The organism is Caballeronia glebae (assembly GCF_001545035.1).
Taxonomy (GTDB): Bacteria; Pseudomonadota; Gammaproteobacteria; order Burkholderiales; family Burkholderiaceae; genus Caballeronia; species Caballeronia glebae.
This window is the reverse complement of record NZ_FCOJ02000127.1, coordinates 1-4,563: the sequence shown is the minus strand read 5'-3', so window position 1 is coordinate 4,563 and position 4,563 is coordinate 1. Positions and strand designations below refer to the sequence as shown.

Genomic DNA, 4,563 nt, shown 5'->3' with positions numbered 1-4,563 from the left:
TGCTCGAGCTGGCGCGGACGATGTCGGCGTGGTTCTTCGCCGAAGGAGAGTTCGTGCGCGTTACCTGAGCAAGCGCAAGAATGCGCGTAGCAGAGTCGGGACGGCGAGCCGGCGAACTCGCCGTGCTGGACTCGGCCGCTCAATCCATTCGCTATCCGCAGATGGTCTGAGTCGCATAGCCACGATAAGCGACGCATGTCGCGTCGGCGACGTTTTCCCAGTGCCGAGTGAGTGAATTTGTCAGATCCGCTTGTGGTGATCCGCCCTGGAATCGCGGAGGGCATGCTTTGATTTGACCGGCGCCGATCCGTGAGTGACCGCTTAGGGATGCAGCCCGAACCAGACTGGCGGAGCGTCGAACAACGGGTCGATTGCAGAGGTCCCTCGTCTGGGCTGGTGATTCTTTACTTTCGGCTGTCCAAGCGAGAATTTCTCGTTCGGCCGTCGTGCACAGTGCGATACGGCTGCTGACGCTAACGAGCGGCACTCACGCCGCCACTGGTCGATTGCGGTGAGCAGCAGAGCTTCCTGACGAACTCGCGAGATTGCTGGAATACGGCTCTACCGGAAACGCGAAGCATACCCCGAGCCCCTGACCGTTGAGACCAGTCTCAAGTCGCATCTCGCTTCCGCATCGAATTGCAATCCGGGAAACGATTGACAGACCCAGCCCGCTTCCACTTGCAGTCGCTGATGAGCCCCTGAAGAATCGGTGCGTCAGGCGGTCCATCTCCTCACCACTTTCCCCCGGGCCATCATCACGAACTGTCAAACGAACAGATAGCGCATCCATGCCGAGATTGAAATCGACCGTTCCTCCGGTCTTTCCATACTTAATTGCATTATCGAGTAGATTGTCGACCAATACGCGCATGAGAACTCGGTCCGCATGGACTTCGGCTCGTCCGTCACCGGAGATTCTCAGGCTTATCGATTTGTCATTGGCCACCTGTCGTCTGAAGGCTACTGCCTCAGCAATAACATCGCGGAGCGCAAACGTTGACAATTTGAGTCCCGCCTCCTCATCGAGACGCGCGAGCAACAACAATTGCTCGACAAGGTGAGCGCTCCGGTCTACCCCAAGGATGACTCGCTCCAGCGCGAGACGCTGTTGACCAGCATCGTTCGAAGCCATCGCGACTTGCGCTTGCACTTTGACGGCCGCGAGCGGCGTCTTCAGTTCATGCGCAGCATCCGCCGTAAAAGTCCGCTCCCGAGCGAGCGACATGCGCAGACGCTCAAGGAGACCGTTCGTTGCTGTCACGACCGCGCCGAACTCCCTTGGAGAGCGCGCAATTTCGATGGGTCGAAGATTCTGACCGTCCCGAGCCTGTACTGCCTTCGAAAGCGACGCAAGGGGCCGAAGGCTGAATCCGATGCTAAACCACACCAAACCCATCATGACGGGAAGGATGAGAAGAACGGGTCTCGCGATGCGTGCCGCCACGCCGCTTACCAGGTCGCTTTGTTCGTTGACCGGTTCCATGAGGCTGATGGTTCTTCCGCTTCGGGCATCGCGAGCGTTGTACAGCAACCACCTTCCGTTTTGCGCCTCGACCTCCGTAATTGCGTTACGAGGATAGGCGGCGGAGTCGCTAACGGGAAAATCACTGCTTCTGGCGATAGTTCCGCCATCTCGGCCCGTCACAAGAAAATGCACAAAGCGGTCGCCGTAGTCAGAGTCACGTTCGACGGAACGAGAATGATGGGGAATCTCGTTACGAGCATCGATGCCGTGCTCTGCTAACTTCGCTAAGTCGTCGGCATCAAGTCGGGAAAGCAGCGGAACAAGCTGAACGAGTCGCGATTCGTCCCACTGCGTGACTTCATGCCGCGCCGCGTGGAAGCTCCATGCGAACATCGCGGCCCACGAAAGCCCGACACTCAGCAGGACAAGCCACATCAAGCGGTTTCGAATGGACGGCGGCCTCAGGCTCATGGTTTCTCCATCACGTAACCCACCCCGCGAATCGTTCGAATCGCGTCCATGCCGAGTTTCTTTCTGAGCCCAGATACATAGACCTCGATGGCATTGCTCTCCACCTCTTCGTCCCACCCGTAGATACTTTCCTCAATTTTGGCCTTCCGTAGAGGTGGCTTCGGGAATTCGGACAGTTCCTTGAGTGGAAAAGCTGGGGCGTGAGTCGGCCATAATGGCCGGCAACAAGGAACCAGAAGATGACGAAACGAAACCGACGGACCCACTCGCCAGCGTTCAAGGCAAAGGTGGCCCTGGCAGCGCTCAAGGGCGACAAGACGCTGGCAGAGCTGGCCCAGCAGTTTGATGTCCATCCGAACCAGATTACGGACTGGAAGAAGCAACTGCAGGAGCGGGTTGCCGATGTGTTCGACGCGGGCAACTCGGCGCCAGCGGCACCGCCAGTCGACGTGAAGGTACTGCACGCGAAGATCGGGCAATTGACGCTGGAGAACGATTTTTTAGAAAGCGCGCTCAGCAAGGCGGGACTGCTGAGCGTAAGGCGATGATCGATCGTGATCACGCCCTGCCGGTGACACAGCAGGCGCGGCTGGTAGGCATCAGCCGGTCGAGCGCCTATTACCAATCGCGCGGGGTCAGCGAAGCGGATCTGAAATTGATGCGCCGGATTGACGAGCTTCACCTCGAGCATCCATTTGCGGGGGCGCGAATGCTGGCACGGCTGCTGCGTCGCGAAGGTATCAAGGTCGGACGCAGACACGTCAGCACCTTGATGAAGCGCATGGGTGTCGAAGCGCTGTATCGCAAGCCAAACACGAGCCGCAAGCATGCAGCCCACAGGATCTGGCCGTACCTGCTTCGCAACCGGAAAATCGACCGGGCCAATCAGGTCTGGGCGCTCGATACGAGCTATATCCCGATGGCGCGCGGCTTCGTATATCTGACGGCTGTCGTGGACTGGGCGAGTCGTCGGGTGCTGGCACACCGGGTGGCGATCACGCTGGAGAGCTGCCATGCTGTCGAGGCGCTGGAGGAAGCGTTTGCGAAATACGGCCTGCCTGAGATCGTCAACACGGATCAAGGCAGCCAGTTCACCGCAACCGAATTCACCGACGCGGTGCTCAGCCGGAGCGTTCTTCTGTCCATGGATGGAAAAGGCGCCTGGCGTGACAACGTGTTCGTTGAACGGGTGTGGCGCAGCGTCAAATATGAGGAAGTCTATCTGAAAGCCTACGACTCGATCAGCCACGCCCGCCGCTCAATCGGCAACTACCTGAGCTGGTATAACCAGAATCGGCCTCATTCCAGGCTGGCCGATCAGACACCGGATGAAGCATACTTCGCCACGCTGCCAGCGATAAAATCGGCAGCTTGATTGCCTCAGCGATTCCACTTAAAAACTGGCGGATCCTGTCCGAACGAATGAGGCCACCTCTCGTTGCGGTTCGCCAACGTGCACTAGCAGATGAACCAGTACGCCGAATTCGCGCGAGGTGAGCTGGAGGGGCGCGCCGCCCTTCATTACGCTCATCGCCGCTGGATTCACGGTCAGGTCGTGCCATACGAGTTTCTCTGCAGCGCGGTTTTGCGAACGCCTCATCAAAGCCCGACAGCGCGAGATGACCTCGCCCAGGTCAAAAGGCTTTCCAACGTAGTCGTCGGCGCCGGCATCCAATCCTGCTATCCGGTCTGCGGTGGTATCCCTCGCTGTAAGCACGAGCACAGGCACGGCGTTGCCTTGCGCACGCAGATGAGCGAGCAGACTCGTTCCCGAAAGACCGGGCAATCCCAAATCGAGCACAACCATGTCATAGCGTGTGGTCGACAGCGCAAGCTGGGCGTGATGTCCATCCATTGCCCAGTCAACCGCGAAGAAAGCATTACGCAGACCGACTTCGAGCCCGCTGCCGATAAGGTCATCATCTTCAACCAACAGGATGCGCATATTCGTTCCACCAGGTCTGCCACTAAGATTTTCGTCGATAGTCTAAGGGGTCAATCGTCGATGCGGGCACTAGCCGTTAAGGTTGTCTTCAGGTCGGACGCGCTAGCATCAACCCTTTCGCATTTAATCAGGAGCCGAACGCAAAGTGGTTGAGAATCATTCGCAGAAGTTCGTCTACAGTCCGGTCGCCCGCGGTCTACATTGGCTCATCGCGGGTCTCATCTTGGCTCAGTTCATCATCGGATGGACGATGCCGGACGTGCATCGTGACACGTTGCCGACTGGCGAGATAGCGTGGCACTTGAGCGTCGGTGCAGCCATTGTCGCAGCGATGGTAATTCGACTCATCTGGCGCATGACCCATACGCCGGACCCGGCTAAGCTCTCGCCGCAGCTAATGTTCGCATCAAAAGCGACTCATTTCCTTCTTTACATCTTGCTTCTTGCTGTGCCGCTGGCTGGATGGGCCAATGCATCGGCACGCGGCTGGATGGGGAAGCTCTTGGGCATGGTTCCCTATCCGGCGCTTGCCTCAAAGGGGTCTCCCGCTGGAATGGCGCTCGGCGACGTTCATAGCGTGCTCGCATGGGTACTTCTTGCGGGGCGGTTTCAAGGTTGAAGTGCAACAGCGGTTTTAATGTTTAGAGCCATGAGGTTGAGCTGCCGAAGCGAGTGTTGC

General features: G+C 58.2%; 5 protein-coding genes. 2 read left to right on the top strand and 3 right to left on the bottom strand.

Annotated features, from left to right (window positions below; genetic code table 11):
* Nucleotides 1-487 precede the first annotated feature (487 nt).
* Complete coding sequence (locus AWB82_RS36065) at nucleotides 488-1,939, bottom strand: ATP-binding protein (protein WP_086974023.1); 1,452 nt, start codon at nucleotides 1,937-1,939, stop codon at nucleotides 488-490.
* On the bottom strand, nucleotides 1,936-2,292 hold the full coding sequence (locus AWB82_RS39315) for a helix-turn-helix domain-containing protein (RefSeq protein ID WP_086974024.1): 357 nt from the start codon (nucleotides 2,290-2,292) through the stop codon (nucleotides 1,936-1,938). The genes AWB82_RS36065 and AWB82_RS39315 overlap by 4 nt, the downstream gene beginning before the upstream one ends.
* On the opposite strand from AWB82_RS39315, the gene AWB82_RS36055 reads away from it, so the two are divergent.
* Nucleotides 2,179-3,314 (top strand): IS3 family transposase gene (locus AWB82_RS36055; protein ID WP_407643089.1). Its coding sequence is split into 2 segments (ribosomal slippage): nucleotides 2,179-2,443 and nucleotides 2,443-3,314, totalling 1,137 coding nucleotides; the frame shifts between segments, so codons are not numbered across the junction. The genes AWB82_RS39315 and AWB82_RS36055 overlap by 114 nt on opposite strands.
* A gap of 18 nt (nucleotides 3,315-3,332) precedes the next feature.
* Here the strand turns inward: AWB82_RS36055 and AWB82_RS36050 are convergent.
* On the bottom strand, nucleotides 3,333-3,884 hold the full coding sequence (locus AWB82_RS36050) for a response regulator (RefSeq protein WP_086974021.1): 552 nt from the start codon (nucleotides 3,882-3,884) through the stop codon (nucleotides 3,333-3,335).
* A 145-nt stretch (nucleotides 3,885-4,029) separates the two neighbouring features.
* Between AWB82_RS36050 and AWB82_RS36045 the strand changes: the two genes are divergently transcribed.
* The gene (locus tag AWB82_RS36045) at nucleotides 4,030-4,503 is read left to right on the top strand and encodes a cytochrome b (protein ID WP_086974020.1); all 474 of its coding nucleotides are present in this window, start codon (nucleotides 4,030-4,032) and stop codon (nucleotides 4,501-4,503) included.
* Nucleotides 4,504-4,563: the final 60 nt, after the last annotated feature.

What these genes read in the sequence shown, in the direction of transcription:
- AWB82_RS36050 (WP_086974021.1), bottom strand. Translation starts at nt 3,884, where the DNA reads ATGCGCATCCTGTTGGTTGAAGATGATGACCTTATCGGCAGCGGGCTC.
- AWB82_RS39315 (WP_086974024.1), bottom strand. Translation starts at nt 2,292, where the DNA reads ATGGACATCAAACTGCTGGGCCAGCTCTGCCAGCGTCTTGTCGCCCTT.
- AWB82_RS36065 (WP_086974023.1), bottom strand. Translation starts at nt 1,939, where the DNA reads ATGAGCCTGAGGCCGCCGTCCATTCGAAACCGCTTGATGTGGCTTGTC.